This is a genomic window from Xanthovirga aplysinae, assembly GCF_009711365.1.
GTDB lineage: Bacteria > Bacteroidota > Bacteroidia > Cytophagales > Cyclobacteriaceae > Xanthovirga > Xanthovirga aplysinae.
In genome coordinates, this window is the sequence record NZ_SMMB01000003.1 from 1 (window position 1) to 203 (window position 203).

Annotated in this window: 1 protein-coding gene; it reads left to right on the top strand. The window is 34.5% G+C overall.

What is annotated here, in order from left to right; translation table 11 throughout:
- On the top strand, window positions 1–203 hold a 203-nt coding region (locus E1171_RS23985), incomplete at both ends, for a hypothetical protein (protein WP_222931245.1).

The following is a 203-nucleotide window of genomic DNA, read 5'->3' on the forward strand; positions in this document are numbered from 1 at the left end:
TTAATAATACAATACCCTCCACAAATACCAGTGGAGTCTATGCAAGTTCAATTATTAACAATAGCTCCAATAACGCTTCTCAACATGGTTTATATTTACAAGTTAAACAAGGAGGTGGCTACTTATTTAAAAGCTCAATCAATGGAGGACAAACAAAAGATGCCTTTGTTATCAACAATCAAGGAAACGTTGGAATTGGCACA